Below are 22,632 nucleotides of genomic sequence, written 5' to 3'. Positions count from 1 at the left end.
CGCTTTATTTAAAAAACCGTTTCTCCAGCAGGTAAACTGCTTTTGAAACGGCTTATTAGACAATTATTATCTTAACGTTTTAAACAAGAACGGTTGAACCCATCAGGTATTTATCCACTTCACGCGCAGCTTCGCGTCCTTCGTTGATGGCCCATACAACCAAGCTTTGACCACGTCTCATATCGCCAGCAGCAAATACTTTATCCACGTTCGTATTGAATTTACCATAACGAGCTTTCACATTGGAACGACGATCTGTCTCAAGATCAAGCTCTTGAATAATATCTTGTTCTGGCCCATCAAAACCGATGGCTATCAAAGCTAATTGAGCAGGATATACAGCTTCGGTACCTGGAACAGGCTGATAGATCTTACGACCTGTCTCATCCACGATCCGGCGGATCTGTACAGTATGCAGCTCTTTCAAGTTACCTTCATCATCACCAACAAATTTAGTAGTCATGATAGAGAACTCACGCGGGTCATCCCCAAATATGGCTTTAGCTTCTTCTTGCGCGTAGTCTAGGCTATATACATTCGGGAATTGTGGCCAAGGGTTAGCAATCGGATCACGCTGAAGAGGTGCTTTTTCATGTGTACCAAATTGAGTGATACTGCTGCAGCCATGACGAAGTGCTGTAGCAACACAGTCAGATCCAGTATCACCGCCACCCAAGACGATCACGTCTTTACCTTCAGCAGATACATAGTTGCCATCTTCAAGATTGGAATTCAAATAGCTCTTAATCGTACCATTTAAATAGTCCATGGCGTACATAACACCCTTAAGCTCACTGCCTTCAACGTTAAAACGACGCGCCTTTGTAGCTCCACCACACAGAACAACCGCATCATATTCATCCACTAGCTGTTGAGCAGGAATATCCTTGCCAATCTCTGTATTCACTACAAAATTAATACCTTCTGCAGCTAATAAATCTACACGACGTTGAACAACTCTCTTATCGAGTTTCATAGTGGGAATGCCATATGTCAGCAGTCCGCCGATGCGGTCACTGCGTTCAAATACAGTTACTTTATGTCCAGCCTTATTAAGTTGAGCTGCTGCTGAGAGTCCAGCAGGTCCAGAGCCTACGATTGCAATCTTTTTGCCTGTACGTTTCTCTGGAGGATTAGGTACAACCCAGCCTTCTTCAAAGCCCTTATCAATAATAGCTAACTCAATGGTCTTAATGGTCACCGGCTGTCCAATTAGACCCACTGTGCAAGAGCCTTCGCAAGGAGCAGGACAAATACTTCCAGTAAACTCAGGGAAATTATTCGTCTTATGCAGACGTTCCAGGGCTTCTTTCCAGAGTCCGCGGTACACCAAATTATTCCACTCTGGAATTAGATTATGAACTGGACAACCCGAGGTTCCTCCAGCCATATCAATTCCTGTATGACAATACGGCGTTCCGCAATCCATGCAGCGCGCTCCTTGTGTCTGAAGCTCGTCCTCGGATAAATGATGGTGGAACTCCTCCCAGTCTTTTACCCGCTGCTCAGGATCCCGATCACCTGGGAGCTGCCGTTTATACTCCATAAAACCTGTAGGTGTAGACATGTTTACGTTTCCCCCATCCGTTCTCTTCGTGTTGAAGTATAGTACATTGTAGCATATTGCGGCTTCGTATGGTCGTGAGCAGCGCAATGAAGTACCTGCACATTCTATACCTGTAGATTATCATTTCTAATTTTAATTATAGTAGCACTCATTACTTTTGCACAGTAATGGATTAATCTACTGATTTTTTGTACTATTTCACATGTTATGTCAGAGAAAACGTTTTATTGCTATTCCGTACGTTCATAAACAAGAAAACGGTAATCATACGGATTCTTTTCATCACGAATTCCCTTCTTATTGGAAACCTCTTTCCACACACTCCAGTCAATATCAGGAAACCGTGTATTTCCTTCAAAATCCTGTTCAATTTGCGTTAACATCAACTTGTCAGCATACGGCAACATCAGCTTATAAATTTCCGCACCGCCGATCACCATCAGCTCATCGTCTTTTCTACCCTCGCTGAGAGCTTCCTCAAGCGTGTGTACAACCTCTGCACCTTCAGGAGCATAATCAGTATCTCTAGTCATAATTAAGCTTGTTCTGCCCTTTAGAGGCTTCCCTCCGAGCGAATCCCACGTTTTTCGGCCCATAAGCATTCTCTTCCCCAGTGTTTCCGCTTTGAAATAAGCAAAATCAAGCGGTAAATGCCAAGGCATATCATTATCTTTTCCAATAACATGATTGGTGCCCATTGCCCATATTAAGCTAATACTCATGAAACACGCTCCTTCCTACCTATATAGATCAAAAATCTTGATAACCATTAATTTATACTGCGATCGGCGCTTTTATCGAAGGATGCGGATTGTATCCTTCAATGATAAGGTCTTCCAGCTCGATATCAAAAAGTGATTTCTTATTTGAATTAATAACCAATGTTGGCAATGGTCTTAAATCTCTTGATAATTGCTCTTTAACTTGATCAACATGGTTTGAATAGATATGTGCATCACTAATGCTATATACAAACTCGCCTACTTCTAGACCACACTCATGTGCAATTAAATGTGTAAGTAAGGAGTAAGACGGGATATTGAAGTTAGCTCCAAGAAAAGAGTCAGCGCTGCGTTGCAGCAAGTGACAGCTTAATTTACCATTTGCAACATAGAACTGGAACATAACGTGGCAAGGTGGTAACGCTGCTTTACTCCCTTTTGCCCCAGCATTTATAACGTCTTCCGGGTTCCACGCGCTTACAATTAAACGACGAGAATCAGGATTTGTTTTGATCTGATGAATTACATCTTGTAATTGGTCAATGGATTCACCCGTAGAAGATGTCCAATTTCGCCATTGCTTACCATAAACATTCCCTAGGTCACCATGCTTCGCTGCGAACGCATCATCTTCTAAGACACGATCACAAAATGCTTTCATCTCTGCTTGATAAACTTGATTGAAGTCTTCATCAATTAAACAACGATTCCCGAAATCAGTCATATCTGGACCTGTATATTCGTCTGATTCAGCCCATCTTTTGAAAGCCCATTCATCCCAAATATGATTATTATTTTTCAATAGATAACGAATGTTTGTGTCGCCTTTAATAAACCATAATAATTCACTTGCGATCAAACGGAACGGCGTCCGTTTTGTTGTAAATAATGGGAAGCCTTTTGATAAATCAAATCGCATTTGATAACCAAATACACTAATAGTACCCGTTCCGGTACGATCTTCTTTTTTTACACCATTATCTAAAATATATTGTAAAAAATTCAAATAGGTTTGTTCTAACTCATTGTTCAATTTACTGCACCTCCGTAATATTTCACCTCATATATTATATCTGAAAAATCCGATTTTTGTAGAAGGTAAGATATTTTTTAAATTTATTTAATAATTTGAGGAACTCACTACTCCGATATCCTTAACTCTACTCTAACCCCATAAGCACGAAGTGAGGCTTGTCCACCTACAGGGAAAGTAATCATAGGGGATGTATGTCCAAAGTCCACGTCTGCAATGACAGGAATGTCTGATAGCTCTTCTTTCGAAGTTATGATTTTGATCAGCAGTTCTTTAGTCATACGTGATCCTTGTTGGAATCTGCCAATAACCAATCCTTTAACATGCTGAAAATCTGGTTGATGAATCAGCGATTGTAAATCCCTATCAAAGGTTGCAGGCGATGACTCATAATCATCCTCAAGAAATAATATCGAATTTTTTAAACTTGGCATATACTCCGTTCCCTGCAAAAGATTTAATGTACAAAGGTTCCCACCGATAATTGTCCCTTTCGCTTCTCCATCATTGATAATAAACGGGCCTTCATTTCTGATAAATACACGGTTCTCCTGATCCAGATACCACTCATCATCACTCCAATGCTTCGAAGGCCTCACCACTATTTCTTTGTTGTCCATCATCAGCTTACGGAAATATTCGGTGGTATATTCATTGTCGTGAAGCATTGCGAAGCTAAAAAATGTGGTCCGGAATATGTAACTAATCCTGTTTTAGCATAGATTGCATTACTTAAAGCAGTAATATCCGAATACCCGCATAATCGTTTAGGATGCTCTGCAATGATGGAATAGTCGATATAACGTAGCAATTGATTGCTATTAAAGCCTCCAATGGTCGTAAGAATCCCTTTAACATTCGGATCTAAAAAAGCTTCGTGCAAATCCTCTATTCTAGAATCGATCGATGAGGAAACAAAATCATCCTTCTCAAAGGAATTTACAGAAAATGATATCCGAAAGCCTAATTTTTGTAGCTGTTCTTTGGCAATTTTCCTTTGTTCAGCAGCTATTAACGACAGACTTCTGGCAGGTGAGATGATTCGCAACTCATCACCAGGCTTTAACTTATTGGGTTTCATCATTTGTCCTCCCTATATAAGTTTTTAAAATACGGATGAATGATTTTATAGTGTATTCGCTCAAATTGTTTCATCTCCTCCCATTATATCTTTTTTCAAAAAAGTGGAAAACTCAAAAAGGCGAAACGCAAATGCGTTCCGCCTTTCAGTGCCTGCTAGAGCAATTGGGTAGAGAAATTATTTCATTACGTGAATAGGATGACCTTCAACCAGTTCAGCAGCTTCCATGACGATTTCGCCAAGGGTTGGATGCGCATGAATAGTCAAAGCGATATCTTCAAGTGTTGCGCCCATTTCAATTGCCAAACCAAGTTCAGCGATCAAGTTAGAAGCTTCGATACCAACGATTTGTGCACCAAGCACAAGGTTGTTTTCGGAGTTAGCAACAATTTTGATGAAACCTTCTGGGCTGTTCAAAGATACGGCGCGGCCATTCCCTGCAAATGGGAACTTACCAGCTTTCACTTTGTAGCCTTTGTCTTTCGCTTCTTTCTCAGTCAAACCAACGCTTGAGCATTCAGGATCTGTAAACACAACTGCTGGGATGACTTTGTAGTCAACAACAGATGTAAGTCCTGCAATCGCTTCTGCGGCAATCTTACCTTCGTAAGAAGCTTTGTGAGCCAACGCCAGACCTGGAACAACGTCGCCGATAGCGAAGATGTTAGGAATGCTTGTGCGACCTTGGTGATCGACTTTGATCAATCCACGCTCGTCGAGCTCAAGACCGATCAGGTCTAGTCCAAGTTCACCATCAGTGTTAGGACGACGGCCTACAGTTACAAGCAAGTAATCCGCAGTAACTTCTTTGGATTCGCCACCAACAGAATATTTCACGGTAACTTCCTTGTCGTTCTGTACAGCACTTTCAGCTTTAGCGTTAGTTACGATTTCGATGCCAGTTTTAGCCATGTTTTTCGCAACAAGACGAGTCATATCTTTATCAAAGCCTGGAAGTACAGTATCCAAACCTTCGATGATTGTTACTTTAGTACCGAATTTGGAGTACATTTGGCCAAGCTCAGCGCCGATGTAACCACCACCGATTACGATCATGCTCTTCGGAATTTCTGGAAGCTCAAGAGCTTCAGTCGAAGACAGAATGCGTCCACCGAATGGGAAAGGTTTCAGTTCAATCGGACGGGAACCTGTTGCAATGATACAGTGTTTGAAGCGGTAACGTGGGGATTCATGATCATTGAACACACGTGCTTCTGTGTCGCTGATAAACATGCATTCGCCGTTAAATACTTCAATTTTGTTGCCTTTCATCAAGCTTGTCACACCGCTAGTCATTTTCTTAACTACGCCGTTTTTGAACTCTTGAGTTTTGGCAAAATCCACTTTAACGTTCTCAGCAGTAACACCGAAAACTTCACCATGCTTAGCAGATTCGAACTGATGTGCAGCAGCAATCAGTGCTTTAGAAGGAATACATCCACGGTTCAAACACACACCGCCGAGTTCCGATTTATCCACGATGAGGACTTTTTGGCCGAGCTGGGCGGCACGAATTGCCGCCACATACCCACCAGGACCTGCACCAATGACCAATGTGTCAATATCTAGAGAAGCGTCTCCTACTACCATAATTATACCTCCATAACCAGCAGCTCAGGATTATTGAGCAGCGATTTAATGTAGTTCATAAAGTTTTGAGCAGTCGCACCATCGATAATACGGTGGTCAAAGCTGAGTGACAACGCCATTACAGGAGCAACTACGATTTCACCATTCTTAACTACTGCTTTTTCACTGATACGGCCAGTTCCGAGGATAGCCACTTCAGGGAAGTTAATGATTGGAGTAAAGAACATACCGCCAGCAGAACCAATGTTACTGATGGATATCGTGCTGCCCTTCATTTCGTTAGCAGACAATTTACCGTCACGACCACGAACTGCAAGGTCAGTGATGCTGCTAGCGATCATCCAGATGCTCTTACGGTCAGCATCTTTGATAACTGGAACGATCAAGCCGTTTGGTGTATCAGTAGCGATACCGATGTTGTAGTATTTCTTGTAAACAATCTCGCCTGCTTCTTCATCAATCATAGCGTTAAGCGCTGGGAATTGACGGGAAGCTGCAACCAATGCTTTAACAATGAACGGAAGGTAAGTAACCTTAACGCCTTTTTTCTCAGCGATTGGTTTCATACGTGTACGGAATGCTACCAGTTCAGTAACATCTACTTCGTCCATAATTGTAACGTGCGGTGCAGTGTAAGCCGATTTAACCATTGCATTGGCGATCGCTTTACGAATGCCCTTGTATGGTACACGTTCTTCTTCAAGACTAACATTACCGCTCGCTGCTGCAGATGTTGCTTTAGCTTCAGTTTTAGCAGCCTTAGGAGCTTCAGAAGCTGCCGCTGCAGGAGTTGCCACTGCCGCAGGTGCTGAACCACCTTTCAAGAATGCTTCAACGTCTTCACGAGTGATTTTGCCGCCTTTTCCAGTTCCGTTCACTTTAGAGATATCCACTTTTTGCTCACGAGCAAATTTACGAACGCTTGGTGTAGCCAACACATCACGGTCAGGCGCTGGTGCTGCACTAACAGATCCACCTTGTTTAGCATCAGATGGGCTAGTTGCTGCAGGGGAAGAAGTGGTATTTGCACTTCCTTTTGCTGCATCTGCTTCTGCGGAAGCATGACCTGCTTGTTCAGGAACGTCACCTTCTGCAGCAATGATAGCTACAACATCGCCAACACGGCATACTTGACCATCTTTAGTCAGAACTTCCAACACAGTACCGTTCACTGGACAAGGAACTTCAACTACTGCCTTGTCATTTTGAACTTCCATGATGATATCATCATCGGTTACTTTGTCACCGGCTTTGATATGCATTTTGATGATTTCACCTTCATGCAGACCTTCACCCAGTTCTGGGAACCGATATTCAAAGTTCGCTGATTTAGCATTCGCAGGAGCTGGTGCAGCAGGTGTAGGTGCAGCTGGAGCTTCTTCAGCAGCATGACCTTCTTGCTCAGGCACGTCGCCCTCAGCTTCGATAATAGCTACAACTTCACCAACACGGCAAACTTGGCCATCTTTAGTCAAAACTTCCAACACGGTACCGTTCACTGGACAAGGCACCTCAACTACCGCCTTATCATTTTGAACTTCCATTACGATATCATCATCCGTTACCTTGTCACCGGCTTTGATATGCATTTTGATGATTTCACCTTCATGCAAACCTTCACCTAGTTCAGGGAATCGGTATTCAAACTTTGCCACTTTGAAAACCTCCTTGTGAAATTGGGACTGACCTTATGGTTAGAATTCAGAAGAAGAAACGACGTTGTCATCCATAAAGGATGACAACCGTTTCTCATAGAAAAAATATTTTAGAAATCCAAAACTTTCTTCACGCCTGCAATAATACGCGCAGGGTTTGGAAGCCATGTATCTTCAATTTGTGCGAATGGATATACTGTGTCCGGACCTGCGATCCGAAGAACAGGTGCTTCCAAGTGCAGCAATGCTTTTTCGTTAATTTGCGCAATAACCTCAGCAGCAACACCGGAGCTCTTTTGAGCTTCTTGTACTACGATAGCACGGTTAGTCTTCTTCACAGACGCTACAATAGTGTCGATGTCGATTGGACTTACTGTACGAAGGTCAATAATTTCAACGTTAATGCCTTCTTTTTCGAGTTGCTCGGCTGCTTTGGTAGCTGTATGTACCATCAGCCCGTAAGTAATGATAGATACATCAGCACCTTCACGTACTACGTTAGCTTTGCCAAGTTCAACAGTGTATTCACCTTCTGGCACTTCAGCACGGAATGCATGGTAAAGGTTCAAATGCTCCATGAAGAATACAGGGTCATTGTCGCGGATAGACGCGATAAGAAGTCCCTTAGCATCATATGGGTTTGAAGGAATTACTACTTTAATACCCGGGCTTTGCGCAATCAAACCTTCGAGTGAATCTGTATGAAGCTCAGCAGCCTTAACTCCGCCACCAAAAGGAGTACGGAATACGATTGGAGCATTATATTTACCGCCAGAACGCCAGCGCAGACGTGCCGCTTGAACAACGATCTGATCAAGTGCTTCAAAGATAAAACCAACGAATTGAATTTCTGCAATTGGGCGGAAGCCTTGTACACCAAGACCAAATGCCAGACCACCGATAGCGGACTCAGCTAGTGGAGTATCAAAAATACGATCTTCGCCAAATTCCTTTTGCAGCCCTTCCGTTACACGGAAAACGCCACCTACATTACCAACATCCTCTCCGAAGATAAGAACGTTAGGGTCACGATTCAGTTCAACGCGCATCGCGTCGCGGATCGCTTCTTTCATATTCATTTGTGCCATTGCCTGATATCCCCCTTATTCAAAATCGGCTTTTTGCTCTTCCAGATGTTTAGGTGTTACTTCGAACATGCTGTCGATCAAGCCAGGTATAGTCATTTTTTCGGTTTGTTCAGCTTTTTTAATCTGCTCGTTAACAGTAGCTTTCGCTTCGTCTTTCACGCGCAGCGTATCTTCTTCAGTCCAAAGACCTTTCTTCTCCAAATACTTGGCAAGACGGTTGATTGGATCCTTTTCGCTCCATTGTCCTTCTTCTTCTTTCGAACGATATTTACTTGCATCGTCAGAAAGGGAGTGTGGACGGAAACGGTAAGTTACAGCTTCGATCAATGTAGCACCTTCGCCATTACGTGCACGCTCAGCAGCGTCACGAACAGCACTGATTACTGCAAAGATGTCCATGCCGTCAACTTTAATTCCCGGGATACCAGCTGCAACCGCTTTGTGGGCGATCGATTTGGAAGCTGTTTGTTTTGCGAATGGAGTCGTAATCGCGTAACCGTTGTTTTGAACAAAGAAGATAACAGGCAGTTTAAAGCGACCAGCAAAGTTCAAGCCTTCATAGAAGTCGCCTTCAGAAGAACCGCCATCACCAGTGTAAGTAATTGCAACACTCTTTTGTTTCTTCAATTTAAAGCCCATTGCAATTCCTGTAGCGTGCAGGATTTGCGCGCCGATGATAATTTGTGGCATCAATACATTAACGCCATCAGGAATAGCTCCACCATGTTGGTGTCCACGGGAATATAAGAATGCTTGGTACAATGGAAGTCCGTGCCATACTAGCTGCGGAATATCACGGTAGCCTGGGCATAAGAAGTCTTCTTTCTCCAAAGCGTACTCGCTACCAATCATAGTAGCTTCTTGACCGGATACCGGTGCGTAGAAACCAAGACGGCCTTGACGACCAAGATTTACTGCACGATCATCCCAAGTACGGGTAAATACCATACGATACATAATTTCTTTCAGTTGATCGTCGGTTAAATCAGGCATTTTATCCTTGTTGATAATTTCTCCATCCGGGGAAAGTACCGTTAGAGCCTCGACGTCCTCTGTATACACTTCATAAGGAACTTTACTCATTATCTTCACCTCAATAAAAAAATTTGAATATCAGCTGCCTCTGTTATAATATTATTATACACCTGTTTGGTTACTTTCGTCAAAGAAATACTTATAAAATTTATATTCCTTTAAATTTTGTATGTATAACAGGTGATTTATTTTTATATAACAGTTTAAAGCTTTTGGAACAAGTAAATGATTAATCACACAGTTACTCAGCTATTCATTTTAGAGCATACCGTTGTGTATTGCAAAATTCGACAAGAAAGGTGACGTGGCAACTATGAGCGATTCTGTTTTTCTGAAACGCACAATTGTAAAAGAAACGCTTTGGAGTAAACATCTGCAGGAGGAACGTAAATTACGCATCTATCTCCCTCCCGGCTACAACGAAGTCTTGAGCTACCCAGTGGTGTACTGCCAAGACGGCGAAGAGTTCTTTAACTTTGGCCGCATCGCTACACTCGCTGGACGTCTTATTATAGAAGAAGACGTGGAGCCCTTCATCATTGTTGGTGTCGAAGTAGACGTCGCTGTTCGCACTCAAGAATACGCTCCTTTTGGCAGCAGATTCAAGCAGTACTTATCTTGCTTTTCCGAAGAGATTATTCCCTTCATTGAACAAAAATATCCTGTGCGCCGTACTCCGGACGAACGAATCTTAGCAGGTGACTCCCTTGGGGGCAGTGTATCGCTCCATCTTGCACTTGCTTATCCTGCGATCTTCACACGTATCATCAGCCTTTCCGGTGCATTCTATCCTGAATCCCGCGACATGCTGGCTAAAGAAGAGGATCTCTCCTGGCTCAACATTAATATGGTCGTTGGTCTGCAGGAAACAGACTACAAAACGGATACTGGCATTTATGATTTTGTTCAGATGAATCGAGAAACAAAAACATTGCTTGAATCACGCGGAGCAACCGTATCCTACCGAGAGAAAGACGGACTTCATCTCTGGGGCTTCTGGCAGAAAGAGCTACCAGAATCTCTACTCTATTTTTTAAACGCATTATGACCTATTGATAGTAGTAAATAGTGAACATCTAAAGAACAGTATGTAGATTACTTGATTGCGCTTACAGTTAAATCCAGCAATTTCCCTCGATTTACCATATGAATCATTCAGAGAGAGCTGTAATCCGAATGGGTTACAGCTTTTCTCTTATCATTCTTTCCAGCAATATGTCACAGCCCGCGTTGATCAAATCATATACCTGTTCAAAATTACCTGTAAAATACGGATCCGGCACTTCGCGCAGCTCCTCCTCAGGCATTAAATCCATGAAGAACATTAGCTCGGCGTCTTTCCCGCCTGGAATCTTTCGAACATTCTCTCCATTAGACTTGTCCATGCAGACGATATAGTCAAATTTTTGAAAATCTTCACTGTCGACTAGCCGCGCTAACATGTTCTCATAGCTAATGTCGTTCTGATCAAGGATACGTCTTGTTCCTTCATGCGGCTCTTTTCCTATATGCCAATCTCCAGTTCCCGCTGAGTCTACAAGAATCTTATCAGATAGTTCTCTTTCATTAATCTTATGCCGCAGAACAGCCTCCGCCATTGGTGATCGACAAATATTACCCAGACATACAAACAGTACTCTTACGATTTTGTTCACCTCCCGTTGTTAAACCTAATTATATGTGAATTTATACTCAAAAGATCGCACACTCTCATTTTAGCGTTCTCGAGGTCAATTGTGCAACCTTTCGATCTGCATTATACTGGACAGGATACTCAACAAGAGGTTTAAGAGGAGGAATGGATGTTATGTCATCCAAACGAGTCGTAATTTTTGCAGGTGGAGAACTGTCTCCAGAATATTTCAACCTATTAGATGAAGATGATTTTATTATCGGTGCGGATCAGGGAGCGCTATTTCTCATTTCACACGGATATACACCAGATATAGCAGTAGGTGATTTTGATTCCGTTTCGCCTGAAGCGCTTCAAGATATTGAATCCAAAAGTAAGAAGACTATCACCTGTGATGCCGTGAACAAAGATTTGACAGATAGCGAGATGGCGCTAGATATTGCGATGGATCAGCAACCCAATTCTATTCTACTATTAGGTGTTACAGGTACTCGAATTGACCACTCCCTGGCTAGCATTCAAATGATGACAAGAGCCCTACAACGTCAAATCAACTGCTACGTCATGGACACGCATAACTATATAACCCTTACAGGATCCCAAGCAGTTATCAAAGATTTAGGCTATACCTACGTTTCTTTACTGCCTTTAACCCCAGAAGTATCGGGTATTACCTTAGAAGGATTTCAATATCCATTGACTGACGCTACACTAAAGCTTGGACAATCACTTGGTGTGAGTAACAAACTGGTTTCATCCTCAGGGACGGTTACCATTCGAAGTGGATTGTTGCTGATCATTCAGAGTAAAGACTAGATACATAGAGATCATGTTTAACGTAAAAATGCTACTTTTTTATAGTTTAGAAACATCATTGTAACTTTTATCTCAAATTCGAAAAAGCCGTGAAAACTCTTTTGTACCAAGGGTTTCCCGGCTTTTTTAAGATCCTATTACATCAAATTATTAATTTTTTGTAACTTTTAATGAATTTTTAATAAAACGCTTACAACCCATACCCAGCCTCACTTTATTGCACCTCTTCCAATTTTTATGTCATAGATAACCTGCTATACTACGAATCAGGCAAGCAAGACAGACAAACACAACAACAAAGACTAACACCTTGGAGGTAATACAACATGAACAAACAACAATGGATTAAAAAAGCGATTGTTATAGGAATGGTTACTACAATGGGCTTGGGTACAATGATGGCAACAGGCGTAGGCGCAACGAAAGTTGAAGCAGCTTCCGTATCTAAAGGTCAAAGTGTAGTGAATCTCGGGAAGAAATATATGGGAGTGCCTTACAAGTTCGGTGCATCCACTTCTACTACTAAAGTTTTTGACTGCTCTTCATTTACAAAATACATCTTTAAACAATATAACGTAACACTGCCTCGTACGGCTGCAGCTCAATCTAAAGAAGGAACAGCCGTATCTAAAGCGAATCTTCGTGTAGGCGATCTTGTATTCTTCTCCAGCGGTAGCAGAGCAACTGGTAAAAACGTAACTCACGTTGCTGTTTATGCCGGCAATGGTAAAATTCTGCACACTTACGGCAAACCTGGTGTTACGATTTCCGATCTTAACTCCGGTACTTGGAAAAAAACATATTTAAAGGCTCGCCGCGTACTGTAAACAACGACTCTGTAGTAGAGTTCTAACTATAATAGAGAAATAGTCTCAGGATGTGGTGCCGCCTTCGGGCGCCCTCATTACATATCCTGTTCCGCGAACGGTGTGAATCAACTTGTTCCGGTGACCTTTATCCATTTTCAAACGGATATGTCTGATGTAAACATCTACAACATTGGTATCTGCGTGAAATTGGTAACCCCATACTTCCTTAAGTATCTCGATGCGAGAGCATATCATTCCTTGGTTCGCAGCGAGATAATACAATAGATCAAATTCTTTGGGTGTCATTTTTAACTCGATCCCGTCGCGACTTACAAATCTGCGGCTGGGATCGAGCATTAAACCATCGACTCTCAGTATTTGATTTAAATTTCGACGCCGTCCAGTAAGGGTTAACAAATTTAGAATTCTATGTTTGAATTCACCGGTATGTAAAGGCTTTGTCATATATTCATTACCCCCGGCTGAGAACGCCGAAACTGCCCCAGTTCCAGATTCAGATTGTTCACCGGAAATCACCATTACCGGTAGTATCATCCCCTCAGCTCTTACAGCGGAAATTATGTCCCAGCCTTCCCAAGTCCCCACCTCGCATAACTCAGCAAGCAGCAGTACCGGTTCTACTTTTGATATGGATAAGCGGAGATCCTCGGGATCTTCGCTTTTTGTTGCTTCAAGTCCTATATCTTGTAGCACACTTTCTATAACGGTTCGATCTTCTTCTCTACTACTGCTATCAGCCATATACCATATTATTTGCTCAATCACAAAGTTCCCCCATATCCATATGACTTGCACCAGCATCACTGCGGTACGTATAGAATTCCCGAAAAACAAAAAGACCATTCCTTAGAAATGGCCTGAACACCTATTTACAGCTTCTTTATCCAAAATATCGATGATAAAAGCTCCGAGCAGCAGCAATATCTTTTGTCCCATGAATCAACGCTCTACCATCAGCAAAAATTACTAACCGATAAGGCCCTTCTATAAAAGAAACCAGATAAGCGTTGCTGTCCACGCTTCCGCTTCCTAAACGAGACAAACGGTCCGCAGTTTCCTGCAAGTTAAGCTTCTGTGGTCTCGCAGGGCGAATTTGTACTGTATCCCTTCCACAAAGAACATCGCCTCGTTCGGTATTCGCTGCCATTAGATAGGGATAGATCGGATGACTCCCACAAGAAGGGCAGTTTTTCTTTTTGGCAGCTTTCACTCCAATTTCATGGTATTCATTCCGCCACACATCAAACGTTAACAGTTTGTTTCTTAATTGTTCTTTACGCTTACCTAGTAGTTTCAGCGCCTCTGCCGTTGCATTTGCCGTAACTAGTTGTACTGCTTGCGGAAGTATACCTGCGGTATCACAGGTATCACCTCCTAGCGGTACTGTACCTAGAAGACAATGGAGACATGGAGTTTCTCCTGGCAAAATCGTATAGGTTATTCCATAACTGCCTACACATGCACCATAGATCCAAGGAATACCGTGCTTTTGCGCCATATCATTAATAATGAGCCGAGTATCAAAATTGTCTGTACCATCCATGATCAGATCAACCCCTGAAACAAGCCCTTCCAACTCTTCGGCACGAACATCTATAACATAGGCTTCAATAACGACCTCAGAATTAATCTGTTGAAGTCTGCTCTGCGCAGCAGCAGCCTTAGGCATACGTTCAATAGCATCTACCTCAGTAAAGAGCTGTTGCCTCTGAAGGTTACTCCACTCTACATAATCACGGTCAGCTAAAATAATTTTACCTACCCCGCAGCGTACCAGCGTCTCTGCAATCCCTGTACCAAGCGCACCTGCTCCCACTATTAAAACACTAGACTGCGCGAGCCCTTCTTGTCCCTCTGCTCCAAATGGCGCAAATCGCACCTGACGAGAATAACGATCTTCACGACCATCTGTATGAATCATTCGGTTTCCCTCCCCGTATCCAAAAACCGGAGAACAGCAGATCGTCCGCTATTCCCCGGGAGTGTAATGATTCTATACTTGTACTGCTGACCACTGTTCAACATCCCAAATTTTCGTAACCCAATCTTCATAGAAATCAGGTTCATGGGAGACGAGCAGGACTGTACCTTTATAATCTTGCAATGCCCGCTTCAGCTCAGCCTTGGCAATAACATCAAGGTGATTTGTAGGTTCATCGAACAGAACCCAGTTGCTCTCACGCATCAACAGCTTACAGAGACGGACCTTAGCTTGTTCGCCACCACTCAGCATGCTAAGCGGTCGGGTAATATGCTCATTTTTCAGACCACAGCGAGCTAGATGTCCACGCACTTCATTCTGAGTTAGACTAGAAAATTCATTCCAGACATCCTCAATAGGTGTAAGATTAGCTGCTTTCACTTCTTGTTGAAAGTATGCTGAGTTCAGATAATCTCCTAGATAAGTTTTACCGCTATATGTTGGAATCACGCCAAGAATAGTTTTCAGTAGCGTCGATTTACCGACACCATTGCAACCAGTTATAGCGATCTTCTCTCCACGTTCAATGGTCATGTTCAGCATAGGTAGAAGCGGACGGTCGTAACCAATCTCGAAATCAATGCCTTCGAAAACTGTTTTCCCGCTGGCCCGACTTTCTTTAAACTTAAAGGTAGGTTTTGCAGCTTCTTCTGGTCGATCAATTCGATCCATACGATCCAGCTGTTTCTCACGGCTCTTCGCCCGTCCAGATGTGGAAGCACGAGCTTTGTTACGCTGAATGAAATCCTCTTGTTTCTTAATAAAATCCTGTTGTTTCTCATAAGCATCTATGTGTTGGATCTTATTCATCTCGGCCATATTCAGGAATTTCTCGTAGTTCGCAGTGTATCGAGTAAGTTTACCGAACTCCAGGTGGTAGACAACATTTACGACTTTATTCATGAATTCCGTATCATGAGAGATCAATATAAATGCATATGGATATTGTTTCAAATAGTTTGTTAACCAGTCGATATGCTCAACATCCAAATAGTTAGTAGGCTCATCCAGCAATAGTACATTCGGTTTCTCAAGCAGAAGCTTCGCCAACAGAACCTTTGTGCGCTGACCCCCACTTAGTGAAGCGACATCACGGTCAAGTCCAATAACGGAAAGACCAAGACCATTTGCCATTTCCTCCACTTTTACATCAATAAGATAAAAATCTCCGATGTCCAGCTGTTCCTGAATGTCCCCCATTTGCTCGAGTAACATCTCTAACTCTTCAGGAGAAGCGTCGCCCATCTTTTCAGTTATAGTTAGCATTTCCTGTTCCAGCTCTAAAAGTGGCAAGAAAGCGTCCTTCAATACATCACGGATGGTTTTCCCTGGCGTTAAGATCGTATGCTGATCCAAGTAACCGTAACGGACGCGAGGCGTCCACTCTACTTTTCCACTATCCTTCAACAGTTTTCCAGTCAAAATATTCATAAGCGTCGATTTTCCTACGCCATTTGCTCCTACGATTCCTACATGCTCACCCGGTAACAACCGGAAAGAAACATTTTTAAACAACGTCCGATCCCCAAAATTGTGGGAAACGTCTTCTACACTAAGTAAACTCATAAATTCTCCGCAAGCTCCTGTCTATACTTAAATAATGCGTAACAAGCAGAAACGTCTTCGGCGTCCCTATAGGACGGTAAGCGTTCATGCAAGAAATATAAAGATAAAGTATAGTGTAAAACTTATACTTTCTTATATTTTTCAAAACACGTATAAATATATATTTTAACACACTTTAATGCAACACTGAACTAAAAGTTAGTTGAGTGAAAAGAGGAAGCATAGAGAACCGCTTTATTCAGCCTTTCTTTTGAAAAAAACTACGGCTTTTCCCCTTACTGGGTACATCTAATACTCCCTCAAACATTTCATTGATCACTTCTACCAACTTCCCCTTAGGCTTGAATGGATCTTGCTGAAAAGGTAGTCCATAAATCTTATCTGTACCTATAGCGGTTTGCAACAGTTGTACAGTTGAGGGTTCTGCGAGTGGTAACCCCACCCTCCAATTCGTTTCAGGCTGTAACCTTTTACGCCTAAGCCACACTAGTAAATCTTCGAGTCGCCAATCTGCACCAGAAGTAATTATAATCGGCATATCGCTATATTTGAACTCATCAAGCACCCCTTCATATTCCCCAACGCCAAGATCCAACACTACAAATTGATAATCCCCTCTCAGCAAATCAGCCATTTTTCCGTGAATAGGACGTTTCCAATAATGCACCCCTTTCCATGAAAAAGCAGATATCTCATCCTCGGATGCAACAGTTGTAATCTGTGTATGTAACATGCTGCGAATGCGTTCATAAACCGATGAATCAGGAGAAAAATCAACCCATGCAGTTGCCCCCTTCTGCGCAAGTAAGCTACTCACTGCGAATGAAGTATGTGTTGTTCCAAGACCTGAAGCAACTCCAAGTATGGCAATGACCATCGCTTTTCGCTTTTCGAGAGAACGTGGGACTGAAATAGTAAAATCATTTTCTCTATCCATTTCGGATTCCACACGAATTAGTGCCTGAAGGACTGCTTCTGCATTCTGATAACGCTCCTCAGCGTGATGTCGTAATAAGCGTCTTATGATTGGAATAATGCCAGCTGGCATATGGTTAAAAAGCCGATCCTCCATCCCAGACTCCCAATGACTACATTGCCCTCCAGTTGCCATATAGAGAATTAATGCACCTAGTCCATATAAATCGGATACCGGCTGACTCTGCCCACTTCCATATTGCTCAGGTGCCGCGAAGCCAACCGTACCAAGCTTAACCGTATCTTCAGAGATACCGTGTTTGTAGCTTCGTGCGATCCCAAAGTCAATTAACATCAGTTCTTTTTGCAGTGTCAACATGATATTTGAAGGCTTTAGATCACGATAGATAATCGGTGGTTGATGACTATGCAGATATTGAAGGACTTCTAAAAGCTGTTTAGCCGCCTGAATGATGAAGTCACTTGGCAAAGGTCCGGGATTATCCTTCATTAGCTGACTCAAGCTCACACCTTCTATATAGTCCATGATTAAATAGGAATACCCTTCTCGATCTGGAAGATAGAAATCGACAATACGCGGCAATCGTGGGTGGTCTAGTGTAATTAACATATCGGCTTCCGCTTGGATGTCAGAATGCAGCTCATCTAAGCATAAGCTTTCTTTTACAGCCCATCGTTTACCCTTTAGACGCAAATCATCCGCAAGATAAACAATACTCATCCCACCTGAACCAATCAGGCCCGTAATTCTGTATCTGTCATCAATAACCTGTCCAATCTTAAGCTTCGTCTCAAAATACAAACTAACTCCCCCTTTTCGCAAAAAAAAAGAGAAAGCTTCCGCCATTAACGTTCTTACCGCAAAATACGGTCACGTTAATAACGGGATGCTTTCCCTTAGTATTTAGAATATGTTTGATTTAGTACTTAATCATATAAAGTGTAATTTCATCACGATTATGGAATAGCTGCTTTGCACGCTGTATCTGCATGCGCTCCCCTTCAAACATCGCAATAATTTCTTTGATCATCGCAAGTGGTTTCTTATGCATCAGTTTTACGGTCACAATGGCTGTCCCACCCGGTGACAGACTGTGGAGTAACCCGGTTACTAGCTTCGCCATCAGCTTAGGACTCCAGCTCATATCGCACACGAGCAGATCAAATTCATTGTCCCGGAATTTTACTTCTCCTGCGTTTTTACGAAGGATTTTCAAGCCCGGATAATTACGTAGGGACTCATGCATTAACGCAGGGTCAACAGCTGTAACCTTCATTCCACGTTCCAGTAAGAAAGAAGTCCACCCACCTGGAGAAGCACCAATATCTAACGCATTACGGAAGCTGTAAAAAGGAATATCAAATTCCTTCTCGGCTTCCATTAGTTTGAACTTGGCACGTGAGATTTGTCCATCTTCCTTACGGAAACGGATGGCACCGCCATTCCAGCTAGATAAATTAGCTTCTGGTCTGGACACACCTGCATATAAGGCATTCCCGTCTGCGTAGACTGAAATAACCCAGGCTGGATCTTGCACAGTAAATTCTGCGCCTAAGTTCTGCAATTGCTCTTGGAGCCATTCACGAAGTTCTCCTGGACTGTCCTGCCAGAAGGAAGGATCACCTTTTCGAACGTTCAGGGATACCTTCTCACCCTCAAGCTCAGTGTGGCGACTTAAATACACCGCCAAACGCTGTAGAGCTTCCATGGTTCCTTCATCCTGAAACTGAACAGGTTGTATATGACGCAGGAAAATGGGAAGATTCTGTGTGAGTAGGCGCGTTACTTCCTCTGGTTCAGATTGCAATGTAGCCAGAAAGATTTCTCCTGGTAGTAACAAGGTACTCTTCACAGCACCGAATAAACGGCGAAGCTCTTCTTGCGCATAAGGCGCAAATCCGTGATTAGCTGTACAAATATATCGGGAATACACTTCTTCTTCCGGAGCAATGTTCTGCTCTTCGGTATCTTGTCTTAAATCGTTCAAATCGTTTTGCCTCCAGGTCTAATTTTAATCCAGGGACGACCGCTATCCCATTCAACATCAACAGGAATATCATAAGTGGCCAAGATCATTTCTTTCGTTAATACTTCTTCTTTCGGTCCAGATCCAGCTAACTTACCCTCACGGATTAATGCAACATGCGTGAAAAGCGGGACAATTTCTTCCACATGGTGAGTTACGTATACTACAGAAACACTACGCTGTCTCAGCTTGTCTATTTCAGCCAGCATTTTTTCCCTTTCATATAGATCAAGGCCGGCACATGGCTCGTCCATAATTAATAGCTTAGGGTCAGCCATAAGACATCTTGCCAGCATAGCCTTTTTACGTTCCCCCTGTGACAAGGTCCCAAAAGGATGAAATGCCATATTGCCTAGATTCATATCTTCCAGCATGCTGATTGCTTTCTCTTTTACTTCGGAGGGGATCGTCTCGTAGAAACGCAAATAAGCGTAAGCACCTGTTGCTACGACCTCCCACACCGGATCTTCTAATGACATCTTTTCCATCAAGGAAGGCCCGATATAGCCAATTTCTTTACGAACCTCACGTATATCACATTGTCCATATTTATAACCCAGCACTTCTACAGTCCCTTTGCTAGGAAACAAATAACCAGTCATCATCTCTAAAATTGTGGTTTTACCGGAGCCATTCCGTCCCAAAATGACCCAGTTCTCACCTTCTTTAACTTCTAGCGACACATCGTCCAAGATTAAGTTTTCTTCCCTGCGGAGAGATAAATGTTGTAATGAAATGATTATGATATAACACTCCTTATGTATTCCAGCACTCGCTCAACTGAAACCATGGAATAATAAACTTTCGAATCATCTTCCCGTTCTGCAGAAGCTACAAGTAGTGCAGGAACGCTCGTAATACGATATTGTTGTACCAAATTCGGCAGCATGTTCACATTGCCTGCAACCATTTGAAGTTCAGCAGGCAATAGATGAGCCGCCACCTCTAACATCCGTTCAGCAGCCTTACAAGTACCGCACAGTGGAGTGTGTAAGAATACTACAAGCGGTTCTCCTGAACTCTTGAGCACCTCTAGTAATTCCACTTCATTCATTGCCTTCATTTCAAATCCGTCTCCTCAGCTATAACGCGAAGCTTATCAGAACTCAGGGGACCATTTACCAAAAGCATCCCCTCAGGTTTAGCAGTATATAAGATCTCATACATTTCTTTTCGCCCCCACAAACTGGAAGTGTGCAAATAGATTTCTCGGGGGAATAGTCCTTCCAGTACGATCCGTCTGGCAACTTCTCCGCCCGAATAATCACCCGGCCCCATATCGTAATCCAGTGATAAAATATCCACCTCGCATTCACGCAGCATTAGAAGACATTCTTCCGTCGAACGAGCCAGAGCGAACCCTTTAGGTACCTTTCGAAGATCATCCATATAGATATGAATCACAATTACGCCTCCGCTTCAAACCAACCACGCACAGTAGCAATTTCTTTTCGGTGACTGCCATCCGCACCCTTCTCCGTTTCCATGACAACAGCTGAGCTTCGTAAAAGCTTGGAGGACAATAAGCTTTTCAGCCCCTGCTCTCCAATATGTCCTTGTCCGATTCCAGCATGTCTGTCGCGTCTTGAGTCGAAAGGAAACTTAGAATCATTTAAATGAACAGCAACAAGATGTCGCCAAAATCCAAGTTGCTCTCCTCGTTCAAGGAAGGCTTCCGTTCGCTCAGGGTTCCAGATACCAGCTGCGTAAGCGTGACAGGTGTCCAAACAAAATCCAATTTTCTCCGGAAATTGGCTAAGCTCTCGAACTTTCACGAGTTCTTCAAGTGTAATTCCTTCATTTCCATGGTTGCCCGCTTGATTCTCTATAAGCAGCTTAGTACGTCCATCCCAGGACTGAAGCACATCATTCATACATTGTATAATATTTTGATAGCCTTGTAACGGCTCCATTCCACCAAAATGTCCAAAATGAACAACGATGCCTAATGAACCACAAGCTTCTGCAATCTCTAGATCATTTAAGAGAGAATCTACATAAACCTTTCGCGGAGTAACATCATCTACACCAGCCGCCATGTTAATCCCATAGGGTGTGTGAGCAATCGAAGTAATCCCTTTGTCTTGGCAAAAGAGCGCACAATCCCTCGTATCTCGTACATCTACCTGTTTAAGTTTCAAACTACGCGGATTTTTAGGAAAATATTGAAAACATGTTGCACCGCTCTCCCAAGCGAATCGGGCAGCTCTCCCATATCCGCCACGAATGCTGACATGAGCCCCTATTTGAAGACTATTGGTCATGCTGACAGTCTGGGCAATAAAACACTTTGCGTCCAGACAGCTCTGTTTTGATAATTGTTCCCCCATCACGAAGACAAGACTCGCCTTCACGATCATACACTTTACATTGATTATTATATGAACCTGTAACAGTATCCCCAGTCATAAACGGCATTTCCATGTACCCACCAATTTCAGTGGCCTCAGTCAGTACTTTTTGGATGCTCTCATAAAGACGGGCTATAGATTCAGTTGTTAAATTCTGTACTAGTACAGAAGGTAAAAGCCTAGCTTCAAAAGCAATCTCATCGGCGTAGCAATTCCCGACTCCAGCCATCACATGCTGATTTACTAACAGGCTTTTGAGCGCACCTCGCCGTCCCTTTAATAATCCTGTGAATCGTTCCAGCGTCATTCGACGATCCAGCAGCTCAGGTCCAAGTTTACCCATTGTGGCTTCGCTTTCCTTAACCGACAGCAAATGTAAATACCCTAAGCGAAGTCCTATGAAGTAAAGGGTATGATCTCCAAATGCAATTTCGACTTGTGTGTTACGATCCGGCCGTTCTTCCTCCGTGCCATAAAAAAGTATTCCACCAAGCATCAAATGTAAAAGTAGTCTTCGTCCATCATGAAGATGAAACAAAATATACTTGGCACGCCGCTCAACAAAAACAACACGCGCACCGATCAATGCATTTCTAAAAGCTTCTGTTTCCATATTAATTGATTTTTCTCTGTTCACGATTACATCAGTTATTGGCACGTTTATAATATGCTGACTAAGCAGCTTTCTATAATTCTCCATTTCCGGAAATTCCGGCATAGC

At 42.8% G+C, this 22,632-nt stretch carries 21 protein-coding genes and 1 pseudogene; 3 read left to right on the top strand and 19 right to left on the bottom strand.

Annotated elements, in window-relative coordinates; all coding sequences use genetic code 11:
* Window positions 1–79: 79 nt before the first annotated feature.
* The 8 genes and pseudogenes from PAENI_RS26630 to pdhA form a co-directional block, all read right to left on the bottom strand.
* Window positions 80–1,567 (bottom strand): glutamate synthase subunit beta, encoded by a 1,488-nt coding sequence (locus PAENI_RS26630; protein WP_149647326.1) that lies wholly within the window; start codon window positions 1,565–1,567, stop codon window positions 80–82.
* Between the two features lie 230 nt (window positions 1,568–1,797).
* Window positions 1,798–2,289 carry a dihydrofolate reductase gene (locus PAENI_RS26625; RefSeq protein WP_149647325.1) on the bottom strand — a complete coding sequence of 164 codons (492 nt, stop codon included), beginning with the start codon at window positions 2,287–2,289 and terminating at the stop codon, window positions 1,798–1,800.
* A gap of 52 nt (window positions 2,290–2,341) precedes the next feature.
* Window positions 2,342–3,322: a thymidylate synthase gene (locus PAENI_RS26620; protein WP_149647324.1), complete on the bottom strand. Its 981-nt coding sequence runs from the start codon at window positions 3,320–3,322 to the stop codon at window positions 2,342–2,344.
* Window positions 3,323–3,429: 107 nt separating this feature from the next.
* Window positions 3,430–4,403, bottom strand: a pseudogene (locus PAENI_RS26615) (S66 family peptidase).
* A gap of 177 nt (window positions 4,404–4,580) precedes the next feature.
* On the bottom strand, window positions 4,581–5,993 hold the full coding sequence (gene lpdA, locus PAENI_RS26610; RefSeq protein ID WP_042188806.1) for a dihydrolipoyl dehydrogenase: 1,413 nt from the start codon (window positions 5,991–5,993) through the stop codon (window positions 4,581–4,583).
* 2 nt (window positions 5,994–5,995) lie between these two features.
* Window positions 5,996–7,648, bottom strand: coding sequence for a 2-oxo acid dehydrogenase subunit E2 (locus tag PAENI_RS26605; protein WP_149647323.1), 1,653 nt, complete (start codon window positions 7,646–7,648; stop codon window positions 5,996–5,998).
* Window positions 7,649–7,758: 110 nt separating this feature from the next.
* A complete protein-coding gene (locus PAENI_RS26600; RefSeq protein WP_042188810.1) occupies window positions 7,759–8,736 on the bottom strand; it encodes an alpha-ketoacid dehydrogenase subunit beta in 978 nt (325 codons plus the stop codon).
* A gap of 15 nt (window positions 8,737–8,751) precedes the next feature.
* On the bottom strand, window positions 8,752–9,819 hold the full coding sequence (pdhA, locus tag PAENI_RS26595) for a pyruvate dehydrogenase (acetyl-transferring) E1 component subunit alpha (RefSeq protein ID WP_042188812.1): 1,068 nt from the start codon (window positions 9,817–9,819) through the stop codon (window positions 8,752–8,754).
* Window positions 9,820–10,084: 265 nt separating this feature from the next.
* Between pdhA and PAENI_RS26590 the strand changes: the two genes are divergently transcribed.
* Window positions 10,085–10,819 carry an alpha/beta hydrolase gene (locus PAENI_RS26590; protein ID WP_149647322.1) on the top strand — a complete coding sequence of 245 codons (735 nt, stop codon included), beginning with the start codon at window positions 10,085–10,087 and terminating at the stop codon, window positions 10,817–10,819.
* A gap of 133 nt (window positions 10,820–10,952) precedes the next feature.
* Here PAENI_RS26590 and PAENI_RS26585 read toward each other — a convergent pair whose 3' ends face one another.
* Window positions 10,953–11,417: a low molecular weight protein-tyrosine-phosphatase gene (locus PAENI_RS26585; RefSeq protein ID WP_149647540.1), complete on the bottom strand. Its 465-nt coding sequence runs from the start codon at window positions 11,415–11,417 to the stop codon at window positions 10,953–10,955.
* A 161-nt stretch (window positions 11,418–11,578) separates the two neighbouring features.
* Here PAENI_RS26585 and PAENI_RS26580 point away from each other — a divergent pair, with 161 nt between their 5' ends.
* Window positions 11,579–12,220 carry a thiamine diphosphokinase gene (locus PAENI_RS26580; RefSeq protein ID WP_149647321.1) on the top strand — a complete coding sequence of 214 codons (642 nt, stop codon included), beginning with the start codon at window positions 11,579–11,581 and terminating at the stop codon, window positions 12,218–12,220.
* Window positions 12,221–12,546: 326 nt separating this feature from the next.
* Entirely contained in the window at window positions 12,547–13,047 is a 501-nt protein-coding gene (locus PAENI_RS26575) for a C40 family peptidase (protein ID WP_042188819.1), read from the top strand.
* 45 nt (window positions 13,048–13,092) lie between these two features.
* On the opposite strand, the gene PAENI_RS26570 is transcribed toward PAENI_RS26575, so the two are convergent.
* The 10 genes from PAENI_RS26570 to PAENI_RS26525 form a co-directional block, all read right to left on the bottom strand.
* Window positions 13,093–13,815 (bottom strand): response regulator transcription factor, encoded by a 723-nt coding sequence (locus tag PAENI_RS26570; protein WP_188114700.1) that lies wholly within the window; start codon window positions 13,813–13,815, stop codon window positions 13,093–13,095.
* 115 nt (window positions 13,816–13,930) lie between these two features.
* Window positions 13,931–14,971 (bottom strand): ThiF family adenylyltransferase, encoded by a 1,041-nt coding sequence (locus tag PAENI_RS26565; protein WP_149647319.1) that lies wholly within the window; start codon window positions 14,969–14,971, stop codon window positions 13,931–13,933.
* 72 nt (window positions 14,972–15,043) lie between these two features.
* Window positions 15,044–16,597, bottom strand: a complete 1,554-nt coding sequence (locus PAENI_RS26560) for an ABC-F family ATP-binding cassette domain-containing protein (protein ID WP_149647318.1) — start codon at window positions 16,595–16,597, stop codon at window positions 15,044–15,046.
* A 238-nt stretch (window positions 16,598–16,835) separates the two neighbouring features.
* A complete protein-coding gene (locus tag PAENI_RS26555; RefSeq protein ID WP_188114699.1) occupies window positions 16,836–18,335 on the bottom strand; it encodes a serine/threonine protein kinase in 1,500 nt (499 codons plus the stop codon).
* A 118-nt stretch (window positions 18,336–18,453) separates the two neighbouring features.
* A complete protein-coding gene (locus PAENI_RS26550; protein WP_149647316.1) occupies window positions 18,454–19,521 on the bottom strand; it encodes an SAM-dependent methyltransferase in 1,068 nt (355 codons plus the stop codon).
* Window positions 19,518–20,300, bottom strand: a complete 783-nt coding sequence (locus tag PAENI_RS26545) for an ABC transporter ATP-binding protein (RefSeq protein ID WP_149647315.1) — start codon at window positions 20,298–20,300, stop codon at window positions 19,518–19,520. Before PAENI_RS26545 ends, PAENI_RS26550 begins: the two co-directional genes overlap by 4 nt.
* Window positions 20,300–20,623, bottom strand: coding sequence for a thioredoxin family protein (locus tag PAENI_RS26540; RefSeq protein WP_149647314.1), 324 nt, complete (start codon window positions 20,621–20,623; stop codon window positions 20,300–20,302). The genes PAENI_RS26545 and PAENI_RS26540 overlap by 1 nt, the downstream gene beginning before the upstream one ends.
* Window positions 20,620–20,964, bottom strand: a complete 345-nt coding sequence (locus tag PAENI_RS26535; RefSeq protein WP_149647313.1) for a cyclic-phosphate processing receiver domain-containing protein — start codon at window positions 20,962–20,964, stop codon at window positions 20,620–20,622. The genes PAENI_RS26540 and PAENI_RS26535 overlap by 4 nt, the downstream gene beginning before the upstream one ends.
* Window positions 20,965–20,966: 2 nt before the next feature.
* Window positions 20,967–21,824 carry a deoxyribonuclease IV gene (locus tag PAENI_RS26530; protein WP_149647539.1) on the bottom strand — a complete coding sequence of 286 codons (858 nt, stop codon included), beginning with the start codon at window positions 21,822–21,824 and terminating at the stop codon, window positions 20,967–20,969.
* Entirely contained in the window at window positions 21,814–22,629 is an 816-nt protein-coding gene (locus PAENI_RS26525; RefSeq protein WP_149647312.1) for an Fpg/Nei family DNA glycosylase, read from the bottom strand. Before PAENI_RS26525 ends, PAENI_RS26530 begins: the two co-directional genes overlap by 11 nt.
* Between the last annotated feature and the right edge of the window lie 3 nt (window positions 22,630–22,632).

This window comes from Paenibacillus sp. B2(2019), from assembly GCF_008370385.1.
GTDB lineage: Bacteria > Bacillota > Bacilli > Paenibacillales > Paenibacillaceae > Paenibacillus_AQ.
The sequence above is the reverse complement of the archived record's forward strand: the minus strand, read 5'-3'. Positions and strand labels throughout refer to the sequence as shown.